This window comes from Streptomyces sp. 8K308, assembly GCF_004348315.1.
Taxonomy (GTDB): domain Bacteria; phylum Actinomycetota; class Actinomycetes; order Streptomycetales; family Streptomycetaceae; genus Streptomyces.
This window is the reverse complement of sequence record NZ_SMKC01000137.1, coordinates 1-16,448: the sequence shown is the minus strand read 5'-3', so window position 1 is coordinate 16,448 and position 16,448 is coordinate 1. Positions and strand designations below refer to the sequence as shown.

Annotated in this window: 15 protein-coding genes and 2 pseudogenes; 10 read left to right on the top strand and 7 right to left on the bottom strand. The window is 72.9% G+C overall.

The annotated features are described in order from the left end of the window. Positions 1-789 (bottom strand): lipase maturation factor family protein (locus E1265_RS19465; protein WP_165953805.1); only part of this gene is annotated, 789 nt, incomplete at its 3' end. A gap of 128 nt (positions 790-917) precedes the next feature. Between E1265_RS19465 and E1265_RS19460 the strand changes: the two genes are divergently transcribed. From E1265_RS19460 to E1265_RS19430, 7 genes are all read left to right on the top strand, one after another. Then, positions 918-1,907: an acetylxylan esterase gene (locus tag E1265_RS19460; RefSeq protein WP_132931675.1), complete on the top strand. Its 990-nt coding sequence runs from the start codon at positions 918-920 to the stop codon at positions 1,905-1,907. A gap of 136 nt (positions 1,908-2,043) precedes the next feature. Next, on the top strand, positions 2,044-3,636 hold the full coding sequence (locus E1265_RS19455) for an ABC transporter substrate-binding protein (RefSeq protein ID WP_132931673.1): 1,593 nt from the start codon (positions 2,044-2,046) through the stop codon (positions 3,634-3,636). 29 nt (positions 3,637-3,665) lie between these two features. Then, complete coding sequence (locus E1265_RS19450; RefSeq protein ID WP_132931681.1) at positions 3,666-4,634, top strand: ABC transporter permease; 969 nt, start codon at positions 3,666-3,668, stop codon at positions 4,632-4,634. Between the two features lie 5 nt (positions 4,635-4,639). Then, positions 4,640-5,515 (top strand): ABC transporter permease, encoded by an 876-nt coding sequence (locus tag E1265_RS19445; RefSeq protein WP_132931671.1) that lies wholly within the window; start codon positions 4,640-4,642, stop codon positions 5,513-5,515. Between the two features lie 221 nt (positions 5,516-5,736). After that, entirely contained in the window at positions 5,737-6,732 is a 996-nt protein-coding gene (locus tag E1265_RS19440) for an ABC transporter ATP-binding protein (RefSeq protein ID WP_243740947.1), read from the top strand. Further along, entirely contained in the window at positions 6,725-7,381 is a 657-nt protein-coding gene (locus tag E1265_RS19435; protein WP_132931670.1) for an ATP-binding cassette domain-containing protein, read from the top strand. Before E1265_RS19440 ends, E1265_RS19435 begins: the two co-directional genes overlap by 8 nt. Positions 7,382-7,440: 59 nt before the next feature. Next, entirely contained in the window at positions 7,441-8,454 is a 1,014-nt protein-coding gene (locus tag E1265_RS19430; RefSeq protein ID WP_165953804.1) for an MsnO8 family LLM class oxidoreductase, read from the top strand. Between the two features lie 603 nt (positions 8,455-9,057). On the opposite strand, the gene E1265_RS39345 is transcribed toward E1265_RS19430, so the two are convergent. Together E1265_RS39345 and E1265_RS39340 are read right to left on the bottom strand one after the other, a co-directional pair. Next, positions 9,058-9,603 (bottom strand): hypothetical protein, encoded by a 546-nt coding sequence (locus tag E1265_RS39345; protein WP_243740948.1) that lies wholly within the window; start codon positions 9,601-9,603, stop codon positions 9,058-9,060. Between the two features lie 122 nt (positions 9,604-9,725). Further along, positions 9,726-9,848, bottom strand: a pseudogene (locus E1265_RS39340) (helix-turn-helix domain-containing protein); the annotation flags it as partial. A 253-nt stretch (positions 9,849-10,101) separates the two neighbouring features. Between E1265_RS39340 and E1265_RS19420 the strand changes: the two are divergent. The 3 genes from E1265_RS19420 to E1265_RS19410 all read left to right on the top strand — a co-directional run bounded on the left by E1265_RS19420 (position 10,102) and on the right by E1265_RS19410 (position 12,265). Next, positions 10,102-11,007, top strand: a complete 906-nt coding sequence (locus E1265_RS19420) for an NADP-dependent oxidoreductase (RefSeq protein ID WP_132931668.1) — start codon at positions 10,102-10,104, stop codon at positions 11,005-11,007. 293 nt (positions 11,008-11,300) lie between these two features. After that, positions 11,301-11,504, top strand: a complete 204-nt coding sequence (locus E1265_RS19415) for a hypothetical protein (RefSeq protein WP_132931666.1) — start codon at positions 11,301-11,303, stop codon at positions 11,502-11,504. Between the two features lie 125 nt (positions 11,505-11,629). After that, positions 11,630-12,265 carry a hypothetical protein gene (locus E1265_RS19410; protein WP_132931664.1) on the top strand — a complete coding sequence of 212 codons (636 nt, stop codon included), beginning with the start codon at positions 11,630-11,632 and terminating at the stop codon, positions 12,263-12,265. Between the two features lie 244 nt (positions 12,266-12,509). Here E1265_RS19410 and E1265_RS19405 read toward each other — a convergent pair whose 3' ends face one another. From E1265_RS19405 to E1265_RS19390, 4 genes and pseudogenes are all read right to left on the bottom strand, one after another. Beyond that, entirely contained in the window at positions 12,510-13,928 is a 1,419-nt protein-coding gene (locus E1265_RS19405) for a carboxyl transferase domain-containing protein (protein ID WP_132931662.1), read from the bottom strand. Next, a complete protein-coding gene (locus tag E1265_RS19400) occupies positions 13,925-15,370 on the bottom strand; it encodes an AMP-binding protein (protein WP_132931660.1) in 1,446 nt (481 codons plus the stop codon). The genes E1265_RS19405 and E1265_RS19400 overlap by 4 nt, the downstream gene beginning before the upstream one ends. A gap of 51 nt (positions 15,371-15,421) precedes the next feature. After that, positions 15,422-16,192, bottom strand: a complete 771-nt coding sequence (locus tag E1265_RS19395) for a DUF4239 domain-containing protein (protein ID WP_132931658.1) — start codon at positions 16,190-16,192, stop codon at positions 15,422-15,424. A gap of 8 nt (positions 16,193-16,200) precedes the next feature. Then, positions 16,201-16,448, bottom strand: a pseudogene (locus E1265_RS19390) (hypothetical protein); the annotation flags it as partial.

Genomic DNA, 16,448 nt, shown 5'->3' with positions numbered 1-16,448 from the left:
GGCCAGGACCAGCGTGAGCCAGTTGAGCCAGGCGAAGTTCCCGCTGGCGACCAGCCACAGCTGGGTGACGATCACCACCGCGGCCGCCCAGCTGGCCGTCGGCTGGGGGAGGAAGAGGCAGAACGGGACCAGCAGTTGGGCGATGTGGTTGGCCGCGGCCTCCACCCGGTGCAGAGGGCGGGGCAGGTGGTGGAAGTACCAGCTGAGCGGTCCTGGCATGGGTTGGGTCTCGTGGTGGTGGTAGAGGCAGGTCAGCCGGCGCCAGCACGGGTCGCCGCGCCACTTGATCAGGCCGGCGCCCAGTTCGACGCGGAAGACCAGCCAGATCAGCAGGTAGCGGCCGGCGGTGGGCGGGGCGGCGTCGTCGTTGCCGAGGAAGATCGCCAGGAAGCCGGCCTCGAGCAGCAGGGACTCCCAGCCGAAGGCGTACCAGACCTGGCCGATGTTCACGATGGAGAGGTAGAGCAGCCAGGGCACCGCCCACAGGACCATCGACGCCCACAGGGGTACGAGGTCGCCGAGGCCCGCGACCAGCGCGGCGGAGAGCGCGGCGCCGAGCCAGGCGGTGGCCAGGAACAGGCGGTCGGAGTAGCGGAGCCGGAAGAGGCTGGGCGCGCAGCGGAACGGCACCGCGCGCAGGAAGCGGGGGGCCGGGGTGAGGCCGCGCTCGCCGGCCAGCACGGGGAACTCACGGATCGCCGAGAGGAAGGCGAGCAGGTAGATCAGGGCCAGCCCGCGCTGGACCACGAGGCGGCTCAGCCAGTAGTCGGGGGCGGCGATCCAGTCCATGGTCCATGGGTACCACCGGCGGCCGGGTTCGGCTCGTCCGCAGCGTCGATCGCTCGAAAAAGGGGCGTTGACCTGGAATGCCGCGCGACGTAGTTTCTCCGCGGCACCTACGAGGAGAGGCACACAGCATGCCGCTTACCGACATGTCGCTGGACGAGCTGCGGGAGTATCGCCCCGCGGTCGCCGAGCCCGCGGACTTCGACGATTTCTGGGCCGGGACTCTGGCCACGGCACGCGCCGCCGACGGCGCCCCCGCCGAGTACCGGCCGGTGACCGACTCGCCGTTGGCCGCGGTGGACGTCTTCGACGCGCGGTTCCCCGGCTGGGGCGGCCAGCCGATCGCCGCCTGGCTGCTGCTGCCCAGGGGCGCGCGGGGGCCGCTGCCCACGGTCGTCAGCTACATCGGCTACTCGGGCGGGCGCGGCCTGCACCTGGAGCACCTGCTGTGGAACGCCGCGGGCTACGCGCAGTTCGTCGTCGACTCGCGCGGCCAGGGGCACGACACCCCGGACCCGGACGCGGTGCCGACGCCGCAGTTCGTGGGCGGCTTCATGACCCGCGGCATAGCCAGCCCCGACGAGTACTACTACCGGCGGCTGATGACCGACTGCGTGCGCGCCGTGGACGCGATCCGGGAGCACCCGGCCGTCGACCCGGAGCGGGTGATCGTGGCCGGCGGCAGCCAGGGCGGCGGCCTGGCGTTGGCGACGGCCGGCCTGGCGGGGGACGCGGTGGCCGGCGCGCTGATCGACGTGCCGTTCCTGTGCCACTACCGGCGAGCCGCCGACATCGCCTCCGCCGGCCCCTACCCGGAGCTGGTGCAGTACCTCGGCGTCCACCAGCGCGACGAGGTGGACAACGTCTTCCGCACTCTCAACTACTTCGACGGCCAGCACTTCGCCGCAAGGGCCAGCGCGCCCGCGCTGTTCAGCGTCGGGCTGATGGACCCGGTCTGCCCGCCGTCCACGGTCTACGCCGCCTACAACCGGTACGTGGGCGAGAAGGAGATGAGCATCTGGCAGTTCGGCGACCACGCTGGCGGCCGCGCCTCGCAGGCCCGAGAGCAGCTGCGTTTCCTGGCCGAGCACGGCCTGCCCGGGCAGGCGCTCGGCGGATAGCGCGGGTCCCGGGCCGGGCCGGCCGGCCCGGGCCGGTCTCCCGCGCTTTACGCCCATGAAGCTGGCATGTCACCTCTGTTCTGTTTTAATTGCGCATGGTTCGCAAGAGCGTCTGATCATCAACAGGGGTGGCCCCATGACAGTCCGCAGGCCATGGACACGGAGCGCGGGAGGCGTGGTGGTGGCCGTGCTGCTCGCCCTCACCGCCTGCTCGGCGCCGGACGAGGGAGGCGCGGAGGCCGCCCACGACTCGCTCGTCGTGGGCATAGCCACCGAGCCCGACACCCTCAGTCCGCTCCTCGGCTACGGCAAGGACGGGAACTCCAAGATCTTCGACGGCCTGCTGCGGCACGACGCCGACCTCCAGCTCACGCCGGCCCTGGCCACCGAGCTTCCCGAGGTCAGCGACGACGGCCTGATCTACACCTACCGCCTGCGCGAGGGCGTCGAGTTCACCGACGGCGACCCGTTCACCGCCGACGACGTCGTCTTCACGTACCAGACGATCCTCGACCCGGACACGAACAACCCGTACCGGGACGAGCTCGACGCCCTCCAGGACGTGCGCGCCGAGGACGACCACACCGTCGTCTTCACCCTTGCCTACCCCTACGCCCCGTTCGCCGAGCGCACCGTGCTGCCGATCGCCTCCGCATCGGCCGCCGGCGACCAGGACGTCAACACCGGCCCCTACAACACCGAGCCGGTCGGCACCGGGCCCTACGTGCTCACCGGCTGGACCCCTGGCGAGCGCCTCACCTTCGAGGCCAACCCCGACTACTGGGGCGGCGAGCCCGAGGTCCGGCGACTCACCATGGCCGTCATCCCCGACGACGACGTCCGCGCCACCCGGCTGCGCTCCGGCGACCTGGACGCGGCCGTGCTGCCCCCCAACCTGGCCGAGGGCTTCGCCGAGGACGAGGACCTGGTCACGCACGAGGCCGAGAGTGCCGACTTCCGCGCCGTCACTCTGCCGAGCGGCAACCCCGTCACGGGCGACCGCGACGTCCGCCGGGCCCTCGACCTCGCCGTCAACCGGGAACTGATGGTCGACAGCGTGCTCCTCGGCGCCGGCCACGCCGCCTACGGGCCCATCCCCGTCAGCAGCCCCTGGTTCGCCGAGGGCACGGAGCGCGACTACGACCCCGAGGCCGCCGGCCGCATCCTCGACGAGGCCGGCTGGACCCTCGGCGACGACGGCGTCCGAGCCCGCGACGGACAGCGCGCCGAGTTCACCCTCTGGTACCCGGCCGGCGACCGGCTCCGCCAGGAGTACGCCCTCGCCTACGCGACCGACGCGGCCGAGATCGGCGTCGACGTCACCGTCGAGTCGGGATCCTGGGAGGTCATCGAGGGGCGGCTAACCGAGGACGCCGTCCTCTCCGGCGGCGGGAACCCGTCCGACCCCGACTTCGACCTCTACGGCCTGCTCTACTCCGAGCTCGCCGGCGACGGCTGGAACAACATGGGCCAGTACGACAACCCCGAGGTGGACGAACAGCTCGACCTCGCCCGCCGCACCGCCGACCGGGACGAGCGCCAGGCCGCCTACGACCGGATTCAGCGCGCCCTGGTCGACGACCCCGGTTACACCTTCCTCACCCACATCGACCACGTCTACGTGATGGCCGACGACTGGGACGGCGTCACCACCCAGCCGGAGCCCCACGACCACGGCCTCGGTCACGGCCCCTGGTGGAACGTCGAGGACTGGCGGATCCGCGGGTGAGCGGCGCCGCCTCGCTCCCCTGGACACCGATGGCCAGGCTCGCCGGGCGGCGGCTGCTCGCCGCCATCCCGGTGCTGGCCCTCGTCACGCTCGGCATGTTCGCCATCGCCGCCGCCTCGCCCTTCGACCCCGTCCGCCAGTACCTTGGCGGCAGCGCCATGGGCGCCTCCCAGGAGACCCTGGACCAGCTGCGGGCCTCGCTCGCCGCCGACGGCACCTTCGTCGAGCAGTGGTGGCGCTGGCTCACGGCCGCCCTCACCGGCGACCTCGGCCAGTCCAACACCCTGCACCAGCCGGTCGGCCAGGTCATCGGCGAACGCATCGGCTGGTCGGTGCTGCTGTGCGCGGTCGCCTTCGTGGGCGCAGTACTGCTCGGCACCGCGCTCGGCACGCTCGCCGCCCGCCGGCAGGGCGGCGCCACCGACCGGATGATCACCTCGGTCAGCTACGCCCTCCAGGCCGCGCCGCCGTTCTGGCTCGCCCTGTTGGCCGTCTGGCTGTTCGCGCTGCGCCTCGACGTGCTGCCGTCCGGCGGGCTCACCGACCCCGGCAGCGACGTCGTCACCGCCGGCGCGCTGCTCCGCCACCTCGCCCTGCCGGCCGCCGTGCTGACCCTCTCCCAGCTGCCCTGGTTCGTGCTCTACACCCGCCAGGGCGTGGCCGACGCGCTCCGCGAGGACCCGGTGCGCGGCGCGCGCGCCCGCGGCCTGCGCGAGGGTACGGTGCTGCGCGGCCACGCGCTGCGCTCCGGGTTGCTGCCCGTGCTCACCCTGATCGGCACCCGCGTCCCCGAACTCATCACCGGCGCCCTGCTGGTGGAGACCGTGTTCAGCTGGCCGGGCATCGCCTCGGCCACGGTGCGGGCCGCGACCGCTTCCGACTTCCACCTGCTGGCCGCCCTCGCGGTGCTCTCCGCGCTCACCGTGCTGGCCGGCAACCTGCTGGCCGACCTCCTCTACGGCCTGGCCGACCCGCGCGTCGACCACGACGAGATGTGATCCCCATGGCCCTGACCGCCGAACCGACCTGGCGCGCGCGCGGCACCGCACGCCGCGGCACCCGGACCATCCGGGTCGCCGCCTCCGCCGCGCTGGCCGGCGCCGCCGCACTCGCCGCGCTGCTCGTGCCGCTGCTCTTCCCCCTCGACCAACAGGCCGTCGACCTCACCGCCAAGCTGTCGCCGCCCTCCGCCGACCACCTCTTCGGCACCGACGACCTGGGCCGCGACGTGCTGCTCCGCAGCGTCTACGGGCTGCGGGTCTCGCTCACCGTGGGCGTGGTCGCGGCGCTCACGGCCAGCGTGCTCGGCCTCGCCGTCGGCTGCCTGGCCGGCGCGCTCGGCGGCCGTACCGACCGCCTCGTGATGCGGGCCGTCGACGTGTTCACCGCCGTACCGCACCTGTTGATGGGCATCTTCATCGTGGCGATGTTCCGGCCCGGGATCTGGCCGGTGGTCGCCTCCGTCGGACTCACCCACTGGGTGTCGACGGCGCGCATCGTGCGGGCCGAGGTGCTGTCGCTGCGCGGCCGCCCGTTCGTCGAGGCGGCCATCTCCGGCGGCGCCTCGCGCCGCCGGGTGGTCACCCGGCACCTGGTGCCTGCGGTGCTGCCACAGGCGGGGCTCGCGGCCGTGCTGATGGTGCCGCACGCCGTCTGGCACGAGTCGGCGCTGTCCTTCCTCGGCCTCGGCATCCCGGCCCACCAGGCCAGCCTGGGCACCATGATCAACGGCGCCCGCGGCTCGCTGGCCGCCGGCGACTGGTGGCCCACGCTCTTCCCCGGGCTCTTCATCGTCCTCCCGACGCTCGCCATCGCCGGCCTCGCCGGCGTCTGGCGCGAGCGCATCAACCCTCGCCGCCGCTCGGAGCTGGTGCTGTGACGGGCCCCGGCCGCACCGGCCACGAGGACACGAGAGCCGACGGCGTGACGGCGGACGACGCTCAAGCGGACGAGGCGAGTACGGACGGGCCGAGTATGGACGGGCCGAGTACGGACGGGCCGAGTACGGACGGACCGAGCATGGACAGGCCGAGAACGGACGGGCCGAGTACGGACGGGCCGAGTACGGACGACGAGACGGAGGAGAGGGAGGAGCGGCGGATGGACGAGGCGCCTGCCGTACTGTACGTGCGGGGGCTCTCCGTGCGGTTCCTGATGCCGCGGGGCCGCGAGGTGGCCGCCGTGAACGACGTCTCCTTCGACCTCGCGCCCGGCGAGTGCCTGGCGCTGGTCGGCGAGAGCGGCTGCGGCAAGTCCGTGCTGACCTCCGCCCTGCTCGGCCTCCTGCCCGCCAACGCCCGCACCAGGGGCACCGCCCAGCTACGCGGCCGAGCCGACGGCTCCCCGTCCGGCACCCGCGCGGCCGACCCCGTCGAACTGCTCACGGCAAGCGATGAGGAGCTGGCGCGACGGGTGCGCGGGCGGCTCGTCGGTCTCGTGCCGCAGAGCCCGGCCGCCCACCTGACCCCGGTCAGGAGTGTACGCTCCCACCTCGAGGAGACCGTGCGGGAGCTGACCGACACCCCGCGGACCCGGCTCCGCGAGGCCGCCGAGGTGGCCGCCGCGCGCGCCGCGTTCCCCGCCGACCACCTCGACCGTTACCCGCACCAGCTCTCCGGGGGGCTCGCCCAGCGCGCCGCCACCGCCCTCGCGCTGGTCGCCGACGCGCCGCTGCTCATCGCCGACGAGCCCACCACAGGGCTCGACCGTGACCTGGTGGACCGCACCGTCGCCGAACTGCGCCGGCACGCCGACGCCGGCCACGCCCTGCTCGTGATCACCCACGACCTGGCGGCGGCCGAGCGGATCGCCGACCGGGTGGCCGTCATGTACGCCGGCCGCATCGTCGAGATCGCCCCCGCGCGCGACTTCTTCGGCACGCCGGGACCACGCCACCCCTACGCCCGCGGTCTGCTGGAAGCCCTCCCCGAGCGCTCCTTCACGCCCATCCCCGGGCTGCCCCCCGAACTGGACGCGCTCCCCGGAGGCTGCGCCTTCGCCGCCCGCTGCCACCTCGCCACCGAACGCTGCGCCGCCCTGCCCGAGTTGACCGACGGCGTCGCCTGCCACCACGCCCCGGAGCCCGCCGATGCTTGAGCTGAGCCGCGTCACCGCCGGATACGACCGCGGGGCCCCGGTGATCCGTGACGTCTCGCTGACCGTGGCCGACGGCGAGGCCGTCGGTCTCGTCGGGCCGAGCGGCTGCGGCAAGTCGACGCTGGCCAGGGTCGCCGCGCTGCTGCACCGGCCCGACGCGGGCACCGTGCGGCTCGCCGGCGAGACCGTGCGCGGCTTCCGGTTCCGGGCCCCCCGCGCGCTCCGTACCAGCGTGGGCGTCGTCTTCCAACAGCCGCGGCTCGCCGCCGACCCCCGGCTGACCCTGCGGGAGCTCATCGCCGAGCCGGCCGCCGCCACCGGCCGGGCCCGCGAGCTCGCCGGCCGGGCAGCCGAACTCGCCGAGGCCGCCGGGCTCGCCGAGAGTCTGCTGCGCCGCCGCCCGCACGAGGTCAGCGACGGACAACTGCAGCGCGCCTGCGTCGCCCGCGCCCTGCTGCCCGGCCCCAAGCTGCTGGTCTGCGACGAGATGACGGCCATGCTCGACGCCTCCACCACCGCCGCGCTGGTCGCCCTCGTCGAGGCGTACCGCGCCGAGCACGGCGCCGCGCTGCTCGCCGTGGGCCACGACCGGGTGCTCCTCGACCGCTGGTGCGACCGGGTGACCGAGTTCCCGACCACGGCCGCCTGACGCCCCGCCGGGAATCTTCCGCACCCGCGGTGGTTGGAAGAGGAGTGGTTGGAACAGGAGTGGACAACACGGCACGACTCCGGTCGGTGCGCTGGTCGATCCTCGACCGGGCGCTGATCCGCGAAGGACAGGCCCCACGGGAGGCCCTGCGCGAGACGGTCGACTTCGCCCGGCAGGCGGAGGCGCTCGGCTACCACCGGTTCTGGGTCGCGGAACACCACGCGGTCCCCGGCGTCGCCGGCTCGGCCCCCACTGTCCTCGCGGCCGCGGTCGCCGCCGCCACCCACCGGATCCGGGTCGGCACCGGCGGCGTGATGCTGCCCAACCACCGCCCGCTCGTGGTGGCCGAGCAGTTCGGCGTCCTCGAGTCGCTGTTCCCCGGCCGCGTCGACATGGGGCTCGGCCGCTCCGTCGGCTTCACCGCAGCGGTGCGGAGCGCGCTCGGCGCCGAGAAGGCGGACGCCGACCGCTTCGGCGAGCAACTGGCCGAACTGCTCTCCTACTTCGACGGCACCGGGCCGCTGGCCGCGCCGCCCGCGACCGGGCTGTGGGTGCCGGCCTTCGTGCTGGCCGTGGGCGAGGGCGCCGGCATCGCCGCCGCGCACGGGCTGCCGCTGGTGATGGCGCACCTCGGCGACGAGGACCGCATGTTGGCCGCCATCGACCGCTACCGCTCCGAGTTCACCCCGGGCTCGCACGGAGACCGGCCCTACCTGGTGCTCTCCGTCAACGCCGCCGTCGCGGCCACCGCCGAGGAGGCCGCGACGCTCCAGCTCCCCGAGGCGTGGGCCACCGTCTACTCCCGCACCCGCGGCGTCTTCCCACCCCTCGAACCGCCGGCACGGGTGGCGGCCCGCCGCTTCACCGAGCGCGAGCAACGCCTGTTCGACCAGGCGAGGGCCAGCCAACTGCACGGCGACGAGCACCAGATGACCGACGCGCTCGGCACCCTCATCGCCCGCACCGGCGCCGATGAACTGCTGCTGACATTCGGTGACGGCTACCCGGGCCGGCTCGACTCCTACCGCCGCGTCGCCCGCCTGGCCGGCCTCCGGCCGGAACACGCGACGTAGGCCCTGTCCGCCGAGACCCGTAGCCGCAGGCCGGAGGTGGTAGAGGATCACCCGGCCTGGCTGTGTCACTTTTCATGGATGTCGTTTCGACCTGAGTTCGGGAGTCACCCAGGCCGCCCTGGTTTGATCAACATCAGTGAGAAACGACGTCACTCGGTAGCTGATCACTTGATCGTTCGCTGGGCAGCCTGCCGCCGTTGAGCGTGTGAGCGAGGACGGCGGGTGATGGGTGATGGGTGATGGGTGATGCGGCCAGTGGCGCTGCTGTGGGCATTGATTCGGAACCAGGCCGTTGGCACCCTGAACCAGATGATCAAGTGAATCGTGGTGGTGGGGGCTGCGGGGGCCGGCAAGACCACGTTGGCCAGGGCACGCGGGGAGGCCCTGGAGACACCGGTCACAGACCTGGACCTGCTGTTCTGGGGCCAGCTTGGAGTCGTGTCGACCTCAATGTGTTCCGTGAGCGGACGCAGAAGGTGCTTGCCCACGAGCGTTGGATCATCGCAGGCAGCTACTTCAGGCAGGTCGCCGATCTCGTGCGGGCTCAAGCCGACACCGTTGTGTGGCTTGACCTGCCGCGACGAGTCTCCTTCTCACGGGTGCTCAGAAGGACAGTCTGGCAGTTCGTGCGACGCGAGGATGTCTTTCCTGGCTGCCGACCATCGCTGCGGGCGGCCTGGCGCGACCGGCTATTCCACTCGACCTGAACACGCGCTTGGCGCTTGCGTGGGGTTCCTGGCTCATGACCTGGGTAGCCAGGTTCATGCACGGGAGCATGCCGGTGCGTTCTTCGGTGCGGCCGAACACCTTAGCGGCGTGGACGTCGTAGGCGGCGAGGGTGGGGTGGCAGCGGCAGCGGGCCTGGATGGAGGTCCTCTCGTCTGCAGTGATCACGTACTCGCCATCGCCCAGCTGTTCGCCCTGCCAGGTGCGGGCGTACAGGTCCAGTACCCGGGCGGCCTCCAGCCGGAAGCCGGGGTCGGTGATGAAGGTCCAGGAGCGGTGCTGCCAGGGCTTGATCGCATCCTCGGGCGGCCAGCGGCGCACGGTGGATGCCGACACGAACGCGGCGATGCCTCGCCGGACGGCCTCGCAGGCCAGTTCCGGGCACGACCAGCGAGCCAGCGGCACCCCGCCCTTGGCGGGCAACCGGCAGGCCAGCGCCTTGACCTCGGTGGCCCGCAGCGGTGCGAACGAGGCGTGACGGCCGCAGCGCTGCGGTCCTTGAGCCCGGGCAGGCCGTGTTCGGCGAACCGGCCAGGCCAGCGGCGCACGGTGTCCAGGTGCAGGCCCGTCTCCCGGGCGATGCGCGCGTTGGAGCGGCCGCGCGCGGCGTGCAGGACGACGTGTGCACGCACCCGTAGCCGGTGCTCGGTCTTGTGGCCGTAGGCCATCTTCTTCAGCCGCACGCGTTCGGCTGCACTCGGGGCTATCGGACTAGCGATGCGGACGGGCATGGCGGGCGAACCGTTCGGCCGAAGTGAACCACGGCAAGCCGCGGCCTGCCCTGCCCGCCGCCAGGACGGAGCCCAATGTCGCGGGTGGGGCCACCTACCGGTCTGGCCGCGAGCCGTAGCCGCGATCAGGAATCCCGTGATCACCTCGGGTGTTGATCTCCCGTCAGCACCAGTCGTGGAAGGACCTTTCGTGCGCGCCATACAGGTAGATCGCTTCGGCACCCCCGACGTCCTCGTCGTCGTTGATACTCCCGAGCCTGAACCGGGCACCGGGGATGTGTTGGTCCGGACTGTCGCGACCAGCATCAATCCCGTCGACGACAAGACGCGAGAAGGGGCCATCGGCGAAGGAACGCCGCCACTGCCGATGACGCTTGGCTGGGACCTGGCCGGCATCGTGGTCGACGGCGGCAGCAGTGGGCTGCGCGCCGGGGAACGCGTCATCGCCATGTCGCACCAGCTCAACTCCGGCCGGGGGACCTGGGCCGATCTGGTCGCGCTTCCAGCACGGGCCGTCGCCCCTGCGCCGCAGACGGTCAGCCTGGCCGAGGCGGCCATCTTGCCGCTTCCCGGACTGACGGCTTGGCAGACCCTGGACTGGCTTGCGATGAAGGCCGGTGAGCGGCTGCTGATCGCCGGTGCCGCAGGTGCGGTTGGCGGGTTGGCGCTGCAGATCGCCCGTGCGCGCGGCGTCAAGGTCGACGCTCTGGTCTCCCGGGATGCGCAGGTCGCCTTCGCCCGTGAGCACGGTGCGGACCTCGTCGCCACCGACCGCCGAGCTCTTCAACACCGCAGCTATGACGCGGTCTTCGATACCTTCGGGGCGTTCGTGACCGAGGCAGTGGCAGATGGCGGCCGGTATGCGTCGATCGCCACCCAGGCAGGTCCAGTACCCGACCTGTCTTCCCGCGGTGTGCGTACCACCGTCAACCAGGTGCGTGAGGACGGCGCGGGACTGAACGAACTCACCAGGCTCGTCGACCGCGGCTCCCTGCGGCTGCGTGTGCACTCCACCTTCGGCCTCCCAGAGATCCAAGCCGCACACGAACGCTTCCTCCGAGGCAGCCTGGCAGGAAAGATCACCGTGATCTTCTGAGCACCCCCTTCCACGTCTCGCGCACAACACCGGCCCGGAGTCAACCCCGAAGGATCTGCGGAGCCGACCCCCAAGAGCGCACAGACGCGTCTCCACCACGGCGCTGACCACGCGCTCCATGCGCGGACGCGCTGTCCGTGGCCGCGGGCCGGGAAGACTTCGTCACACGCCCATCAACGTGACCGCCCCCATCGGACACCGGCAACAACACGGCTCCGCCTGAATCAGTCACCCGCGAAGACCGGATCTGGGATCCGGTCGAGGGGCTCGACGTCAGGGTCCTGTACGGCGGGGTGGACAGGATCCGGCTGGGGGCGCTGGCCAGTGACGCCGTCGAGTGGCGGGCCCAGTACGCCGTGATCCGGACGGCCCGGCTGGTCGAGGTGGAGGCCGTCCTCCAGGCCCGCGCGGGACCTGAGATGGCGGAGCGGCCCACCCCTCCGGCTCCCGTGGGCGACGTGGACGCTCCACCCCGCACCGACGACTGCGCGAAGTGACCAAGTCGCCGTCGCTGATGCGCCGCGGTCTTCGCCATATCACGAAGACCGCGGCGTCGCGGCCGCATATGGTCGGCCAACGCTGCTCGGGGGATCCGCAGCAGGGCACCGAGAAAGGAAGAAGAATGGCCGACCGCAGTACACGGGCCAGGAGCGGCCCGCGTCGCCTGGCGCGGTGGAGATCTCGGGTCGCGGTCGGGGCGGCGCTGGTTGCCCTGACGACGACGCTGACCGTGGGCACCTCGTCCCCGGCCCAGGCGGACGAGGGGTATTGTCCCAGCGGATTGACATGGAGTTACTTCTACAACGGAAGCTTCACTCCCGAGTACGTGGCGGGTGAGTACGTCATCAACTCGGTGAGGCCCGACTTCCTCGTGAGCGAGGAACGCGTGGTCGTCAACGGCACGAACAGGGAGATCACGGGAAGCTTCACATCGTCGGTGTCGAGGACGTTCAGTCTGACCGTCACGGCCGGCACCAGTGCCTCGCTGTTCGGCTTCCTGAGCGCCAACGTCAGCGCGAGCATCACACAGAGCACGACGACCACGACCGGTGTCACGGCCACCACGCCCGTTCCCCCGTACGGCCGGGTGATCGGCCAGTACGGCGTCGAGGCGTACGCCGTGGACTACACCATCCGCGAGTACCGCTCCATCGGCGCCCTTCCAGAGGACGGCGGCCTCTGCTACCTGCACGGCTCGACCGCGGGCACGAGCGTCGCGCCGACGGTCTACACCGGCTGGCGGGTCATACCCGGCTGACGCACCCGCTGCAGGCACCCTCCCGGCCTCCGCCACTCCCGGGCGGCGGAGGCCACCCGTTTGCCCGCGCCGCGTTGCCGGGCTCGAGGGCCGGGGTGACGTCGGGGGCGACGCAGCCGGGTCCCCGGAGGCGTGTGGCCACCTCCTCGACAGACATCCTCGACACCGACATCGGACAAACCCGCTGGCCACTGACCTGGACCAGTGACCCGCGAAGTACGGGCCTAGCCGCAATGCCAGTGACTTAAGGGTCGATTCGCGCGTCTGACCTGCGGGAACGTCGCCCTACGGCGCTCTCGAGAGCCATAAAGTCACCGGTATTGGGCCTGCCGACCGGCACGATTCCGCGGGCCACGCCGAGTTCCACCAGGTCGCTCGGGCGCAGCCGCAGCTGGTCGGCCATGGCGCGGACCTGCTCGGGGTCCCGCTTGACGATGGCCGCCGCCAACTCCGGCGCCACCACCGAGTAGTAGCTGTCCGGGGTGACCCACGTCCGCCCCGGCGAGGTCAGCGCCACGGCGCCGCCCGAGCCGCCCTCGCCGATGATCAGGGTGGTCACCGGGATGGTCGCCGCCGCCACCGCCATGATCGACTCGGCGATCGCGGGCCCCACCCCGTCCCGCTCCGCCTCCGCGCCGTTGGCCGCGCCCGGCGTGTCCACCAGCGTCAGCACCGGCACGGACAGCCGGTCGGCGAGCCGCATCAGGCGGGTCGCGGCCCGGAAACCGGCCGGGGTGTTGGCCGTGCCGCACTGGGCCACGTACGCCACGGTGCGCCCCTGGTGGCGCCCGAAGCCGCAGAGCAGCCCGGGGTCGGGGCTGGCGAGCGGGGCCCGCTCGGTGAAGTAGGCCCGCAGATAGGCCTCGGCGCGCGGCCGGCCCGGATCGCGCGCCAACTCCACGGCCGCCCAGCCCGTCTCCGGCGGGGGCACCGCCCGCAGCGCCCTGGGCGGCGACGCCGGGCCCGCCGCCGCCGGCGTCGTCAGGAGCGAGAGCCAGCGCGCCACGACGGGGCCGAGATCCTCGGGCGGCACCAGCTCGTCCACCTGGCCGATCGCGGCCTGTGCCTCGGCCGTGTAGGCGGCCGGGTCCGCGTCGCGCGGCCTGACCCGGGCACCGGCGAAGCCCACCTGCACGCCGGGCAGCGCGATCCGGACGTCGGCGCCGGCCCCGAGCGTCGCCCACCCGCCGCCCGTGACCGGCCCCGCGAGGACGGCCAGGTGGGGCAGCCCGACCGCCCGCAGCCGCACCAGCTGGGTGGCGATTCGCTGCAACTGCGCCAGCGCGAACATGCCCTCCTGGACCCTGCTGCCGCCGCTGGCGATCAACGAGACGACGGGCAGCGAGAGTTCGCGGGCCGTGATCAGCGCGCCGGCGATCCGCTCACCCACGGCCCGGCCGATCGTGCCGCCGAGGAAGCGGAACTCGAAGGCGATCAGCACCGCATCACCGCCGCCCACCCGGCCGATGCCGCAGACCACCGCCTCCGACTCCCCGCTGCGCCGGGCGGCCAGCGACCGGGCCGCGCCGTAGCCGGGCCAGCCGATCGGCTCGTCCCCCTCTGCCGCCAGGTGGCCGGCGGTCGGACGGTAGGGCAGCTCCGTGAACCGGTCACCGGCCAGCGCGGCCACCAGCGCGCGGGCCGGCGCGGCCGGCTCGGTCACACCAGCTCCCGCTTGAGGATCTTGCCCATGTCGTTGCGCGGCAGCGCGGACCTGAACCGGACCTCACGCGGCCGCTTGTGCGCGGCCAGCTGGCCCGCCACATGCTCCGTCAGCTCGCGCGCCGAGGGCGGGCTCGTCCCGTCCCTCGGCACAACCCAGGCGATGATCCGCTCCCCGAGATCGGGGTCGGGCGCGGCGGTCACGGCGGCCTCGGCGACCCCGGGGTGTGCCAGCAGCACGTTCTCGATCTCGCCGGCGCCGATCCGGTAGCCGCCGCTCTTGATCAGGTCGGTCGAGCCGCGCCCCACGATTTGGTACCGGCCGGCGGCGTCCCGCGTCGCCATGTCGCCGGTGCGGAACCAGTCGCCGTCGAAGGCGGCGGCCGTGGCGTCCGGGCGATTGAGGTAGCCAGAGAACAGGTTGGGCCCGCGCACCTGGATCTCGCCCACCGTCTCACCGTCGTCCCCCTCGATCACCCGGCCGGCCTCGTCGACCAGCCGGAGCGCCACGCCGGGCAGCGGCACCCCGACCGTGCCGGTCGCCGCGGCGTCCGCGCCGGCCGGCACGCTGGTGTTCATCAGCGTCTCGGTCATGCCGTAACGCTCCACCACCCGACGGCCGGTGGCGGCCAGGATCCGCTCGTGGTCGGTCAGCGGCAGCGGTGCCGAGCCGGAGACCAGCAGCCGCGCCCCGGCCAGCGCGGCGGCGACTGACGCGTCGCGGTCGGCCGCCTCGGCCAGCCGGTGGTACATGGTGGGCACCCCGAAGAGCACGGTGCCGCCCCCGGCCAGCGCGCCGGCCACCGCCTCGGGCGAGAACCGGCCCACGTGGTGCGCCGTGCCGCCGTGCCGCAGCGGACCGAGCACCCCGAGCACGAGGCCGTGCACATGGAACAGCGGCAGCGCGTGCACCACGACGTCTGCGCCGGTCCACCCCCACGTCTCGCCCAACGCGTCCAGCGTCGCGGCGACCGCGCGGCGGGGCAGCAGCACGCCCTTGGGCGGTCCGGTGGTGCCCGAGGTGTAGACGATCAGGGCCGGGACCTCGGGGTCGGGCTCGGCCGGCGGCTCGCCCTGTGGGCCGGCGGGGAGGCGGGTGACGACGTCCAGGCGGTCCTTCGCGGCCAGCGCGTGCGGCAGCTCAGCCCCGGCCGGGGCCAGCACCAGCGAAGGCTCGCTGTCGCCGACGATGTGCGCCAACTCCCGCTCGCCGCTCCCCGGGTTGAGGGGCACCGCCGGCACTCCGGCGAGCAGCGCCGCCACCGTCGCGACCGCCGTCTCCAGCGTAGGCGTCGCCCACACCGCCACCCGACGATGGCCCGACAGGTGCTCCGCGAGGGCGCCGGCCATGGCGCGCAACTCGGCGTAGCTGACTATCCGGTCATCGAAGCGCAGCGCCGGCGCGTCCGACGCGGCCGCCAGGGCCGGGAACAGAGGGCTCATTCGCATCATGCTAGGGCTTGCGTCCAGGCGTCGGACGGGCACGAGGGGCCGTCAGGAGTCCGTGCCCGCGTGTGGGAAGAGGGCGGTGTAGGTCTCGGTGACGTCGTCCAGGCCGCGGGCGTAGGGGGCGTCGAAGTGCCAGACCAGGAACAGCAGGAAGGCGATCATCGCGGTGAAGAGCCCGGCCAGCAGCAACTCCCGTGCGGAGCGGCGGATCTGGAGCACGAAGACCATGCCGATCACCACGGCGGCCCCGCTGACCAGGCCGATCCACACCGCGAGCGGCATGGTGGGCTCCGCGCTCTGGCCGCGCCCGACGCGTGCCTCGTCGACCCTCGCCAACTGGTCGACGAGCCCCTGGTACGCCTCGGTCTCCCGCACCGTGGTGGGCTCCCTACCGGTGACGACCTCCCGCAGGCGCAGCAGCAACTCGTCACCGCGGTCGCCGAGTTCGCCCTCGTCACGCAGCAGCGGCCACTCCTCGTCCAGCACGTAGTCGACATAGGCGGTGACGTCGGCCCGTATCTCGTCCCGCACCTCGGCCGGGAAGACGCCGGCGCGCACGTCCATCTCGTGCAGGGCCTGCGCCTCCTGCCGCACCCACTCCTCGGCGGCGCCGCGCGCCTCCCAGACGCCGGCGATCGCGAGCCCGAGGACGATCGCGTAGACGACGCCCAGCATCATCGTCATGTACTCGATGACGTCCGGGGTCTCCGACGGGTCGTCGGACTCGCCGACCCTGCGTTGCCGGAACACGATGATCAGGAAGACGGCTCCGCAGGTCACGAGGATGATGACGGTGAGGGCCAGCCATTCGGACACACGGGCTCCTAGGGGGCGCTGGAACGGGAGGGCGCGCCGGCCCGCGAGCGCGGGCGCAGCACGGCGGCGGCGAGGACGGCGGGGGCGACGACCAGCAGGGTGCGGGTCACCAGGGAGCCGCCGGAGTCCGGCGGATCGCCGTCGACGGGCAGCCGCAGGCCGGTCACGGGTGGCAGGCTCGCGGAGGACGGCGACGAGGAGGGCTCGGGGTCGGGCGTCAACTCCGGTTCCTCGACGGGCGGCTCGGCGTCCGGGG